Here is a 3,688-nt window from a genome sequence, read left to right on the forward strand (position 1 = left end):
GACAACGGCAACAACTACCGGGCCGTGGACTTCACCGCGAAGGTGGTCTCGCTCGGGGGCCGGCACCACCGGATCCGACCCTACACCCCGCGTCACAACGGGAAGGTCGAACGCTACAACCGGCTGATGGTGGACGAGGTCCTCTACGCCCGCCCGTACTCCTCAGAGACAGCTCGGCGTGAGGCCCTGCAGGTGTGGGTGAACCACTACAACTACCATCGGCCTCATACCTCCTGCGGAGACGCTCCTCCGGCCTCGTTGGCACCGGCCCGAGTCAACAACGTCATGCCCTCCTACACCTAGTCTGGCTGGAATCCCGCGCCGCACAAAGGACTTCCGATGACTGGAATACCGTTTTTGCTCGTCTTCATCCTCGCCGTCGCCCTGATGATCGTCATGATCTCCAGATGGAAGATCCACCCCTTCCTCTCGATCATGGCCGTCGCCTTCGTCTTGGGGATCATCGGTGGGATCCCGCTGGTGAAGTCGACCGGCGCCGAAGGGGAAGAGCCCGCCAAGGGCATCGCCGACGTGATCGGGGAGGGATTCTCCGGGATCTTCACGTCGATCGGCATCGTCATCATCCTGGGCACGCTCATCGGCCTCATCCTGGAGCGCACCGGCGGTGCCTTCAGGATCGCCGATGCGCTCGTGAGGGTCGTCGGCAAGCGCTACCCCGTCCTGGCCATGCAGCTCATGGGCTGGGTGGTCTCCATCCCCGTGTTCTGCGACTCCGGATTCGTCATTCTCAACCCCATCCGCAAGGCCCTGGCCCGTCGCACCGGGGCGTCACCCGTGGCGATGACCGTGGCCCTGGCGGCAGGTCTGTACACCTCGCACGTCTTCATTCCGCCGACCCCGGGGCCCATCGCAGCCGCCCAGAACCTCGGCATCGGTGACCACCTCCTGTTGGTGATCGGCCTCGGCGTCCTCGTCTCGATCCCCGCACTCCTCGTCGCGTACCTGTACGCCCTCTACATCGGCAAGCGGGTGAGCTCCCCCGAGGAGACCGGGACGGAGGATGCGGATGAGCTCGAGGCCGCCTACGACGCGCTTCGCCGGTCCTACGGGCGGATGCCTGGGACCGCTGCGTCCTTCGCGCCCATCATCGCCCCCATCCTGCTCATGGCTCTCGGCTCGCTCGCATCCGTCCTGAAGTGGACCGGCCCCGCGGGTGACTTCGCCCGATTCCTCGGCACGCCGATGATCGCGCTCGCCGTCGGAACCCTCTGCGCAGTCGGCGTGCTGTTCAGCGTGCGCCGTGGCGAGACGTTCTACGACCTGACAGAGGAGACCCTCCGGGTCGTCGGCCCCATTCTGTTCATCACGGCGGCCGGCGGTGTGCTGGGGCGCGTCATCGCCGCCACCGACCTCGTCACCTTCATCGAGAGCAACGCTGCGCAGTTGTCGGTCATCGGACTGTTCTTCCCCTTCCTCGTCTCGGCCGTCCTGAAGACCGCGCAGGGCTCCTCCACCGTGGCCCTCACGACCACGTCGGCCATGGTCTTCCCGATGATGCCTGCATTGGGCTTCGAGACCCCGGTGGCCAGCGCGCTCGTGGTCATGGCCATCGCGGCCGGCGCCATGACCGTCTCCCACGCCAACGACTCGTACTTCTGGGTGGTCACCAACTTCAGCGGCATGACGCCCTCGCAGGGTTACCGCACCCAGACGATGGTCACGCTCCTGATGGGACTCACCTCCATCGTGTTCATCTGGATCCTCGGCCTCGTCCTCGTCTGACCCCGTCACCTGACCTAGGAGATCCACGCGTGCAGCGCATCATCGTCATCCCAGACTCGTTCAAGGGGGCCCTGTCGTCGCGGGAGGCGGGCTCCGCGATCGCGACGGGTCTCGCGTCGGTCACCGACGCCGAGGTCCTCGTGGTGCCCATCGCCGACGGCGGGGAGGGCACCGTCGAGGCCTTCGTGGCTGCCGCAGGGGGCACCTTGCGATCCGCGACCGTCTGCGGGGTGTTCTACGGCGAACGCGTGCCTGTCCACTACGGACTGATCGAGCCGGACGTGGCGGTGGTCGATACAGCCTCATGTGCCGGGCTCCCGCTCGCCTCCGGACGCGAGGACACGGGACGGGCCACGACGTTCGGGGTCGGCGAGCAGATCCTCGACGCGGTGTCCGCTGGCGCGCGCAGAGTCATCGTCGGGGCCGGCGGGAGCGCCACGACGGACGGCGGCACGGGCGCTGCCGCGGCCCTCGGCGTCCGGTTCCTCGACGCCGCAGGTGAGGAGTTCGTCCCGACCGGCGACACCCTCACCCGGATTGCGCGGATCGACTCCACCCCGGCACGAGACCGGCTCCGCGACGTCGACGTGGAGGTGATGTGTGACATCAGCAACCCCCTCACGGGATCGCAGGGTGCAGCCCACGTGTTCGGCCCCCAGAAGGGGGCGGATCCTGCATCAGTGGCGAGCCTGGACACCGGGCTGGTCCATCTCGCGGGCATCGTCGAGCGAGACCTCGGGGTCGCGATCGATGCGCTTCCCGGTTCGGGGGCGGCGGGAGGTCTGGCCGGTGGCCTGCACGCCTTCATCGGGGCCACCTTGAAGCCGGGCATCGACGTCGTCCTCGAGACGGCGGGTTTCCACGACCTCGTGAAGACCGCTGACCTCGTCATCACCGGGGAGGGGCGCATAGACGGCCAGTCTTTGGCCGGGAAAGTGCCGGTCGGCGTGGCCCAGGCCGTGCGCGCAGCCGGCCGTGCGATCCCGGTGATCGTCCTCGCCGGCTCCGTGGGACAGGACGCGGACACCCTCTACGACGAGGGCATCACCGCGATCGTGCCCATTGGCCGCGGGCCCCAGGACCTGGCGACAGCGATCCGCCGTACGGCAGAGGACCTGACGGCGACCGCCCGCGACCTCGGGCGGCTGGTGATGGCCTGCTCCCCCACCGGGCTCACACGTTGAGGAGGGTGAGGACGGGCAGGGCCTCGTCCTTGCCCACGAGGACTCGGCGGCGCTGCGCCGGATGGCAGTGTTCGACGTGATCGTGAACAACGCCGACCGCAGGGAACGCGCAGATCCTCGCCATGCCCGGCGGTCATCGGTGCGGCGTGGGCCACGGGCTCACGTTCCATGTGGAGGACAAGCTGCGGACGGTGCTGTGGGGATGGCTGGGCAAGGCGCTGAGCGAGGAGGAGCGCGACGGCGTCGCCCGGTAGTCGCGGGGCTCGACGGTGAGCTGGGGCGGGGCTGGCTGAGTTGCTGGGTGCCGCGGAAGTCGAAAGCCCTTGCCGAACGCTGTGCCCAGTTGCTCGACGACGGACGGTTCCCTGCCCCGAGCGGCCTGACGCCAGCGGAGCCCTGGCCTCTTTTTTGCGACCCGCAATCGTCGAACCTGGCGCCCACCCGCTGGCCTGACGTGCACTGAAAAAGCAAATGGGGAACCGCGTAACGAACACAATGCGATTAACGACCAACTCGTGAATCCTCCGACCGAGAGATTAGTTGACCACGCCCCGCCCGGCATTCGTCACACCGTAGGTAGTTGGCGGCGCAAGAATGGGACTCGCAGGTAGGGCGACTGCCCACCACGCACTACGCCGCAACGATGGCCCGCATGCCGCCGCTTATCGTAATGAAAATGCAGATCCCGGGTGCCCCCATCTCAACCCTTCAGATCATCGGGCGCAAATCCTTTGAGCCCCATGACCCAAGAAGGTGTTTTA

Annotated in this window: 3 protein-coding genes and 1 pseudogene; all 4 read left to right on the forward strand. The window is 67.3% G+C overall.

Annotated elements, in window-relative coordinates; translation table 11 throughout:
* Nucleotides 1–303, forward strand: a 303-nt coding sequence (locus tag KVS67_RS11215) for an integrase core domain-containing protein (protein ID WP_217565365.1), incomplete at its 5' end; no start/stop codon positions are given.
* Between the two features lie 36 nt (nucleotides 304–339).
* Nucleotides 340–1,743, forward strand: coding sequence for a GntP family permease (locus KVS67_RS11220; RefSeq protein ID WP_063190206.1), 1,404 nt, complete (start codon nucleotides 340–342; stop codon nucleotides 1,741–1,743).
* 29 nt (nucleotides 1,744–1,772) lie between these two features.
* Complete coding sequence (locus KVS67_RS11225; protein WP_063190207.1) at nucleotides 1,773–2,927, forward strand: glycerate kinase; 1,155 nt, start codon at nucleotides 1,773–1,775, stop codon at nucleotides 2,925–2,927.
* A pseudogene (locus tag KVS67_RS11230) lies at nucleotides 2,923–3,390 on the forward strand (hypothetical protein); the annotation flags it as partial. The gene KVS67_RS11225 and the pseudogene KVS67_RS11230, both read left to right, overlap by 5 nt.
* Nucleotides 3,391–3,688 lie beyond the last annotated feature (298 nt).

The organism is Micrococcus sp. GbtcB5 (genome assembly GCF_019091605.1).
In the GTDB taxonomy this organism is placed as follows: domain Bacteria; phylum Actinomycetota; class Actinomycetes; order Actinomycetales; family Micrococcaceae; genus Micrococcus; species Micrococcus luteus.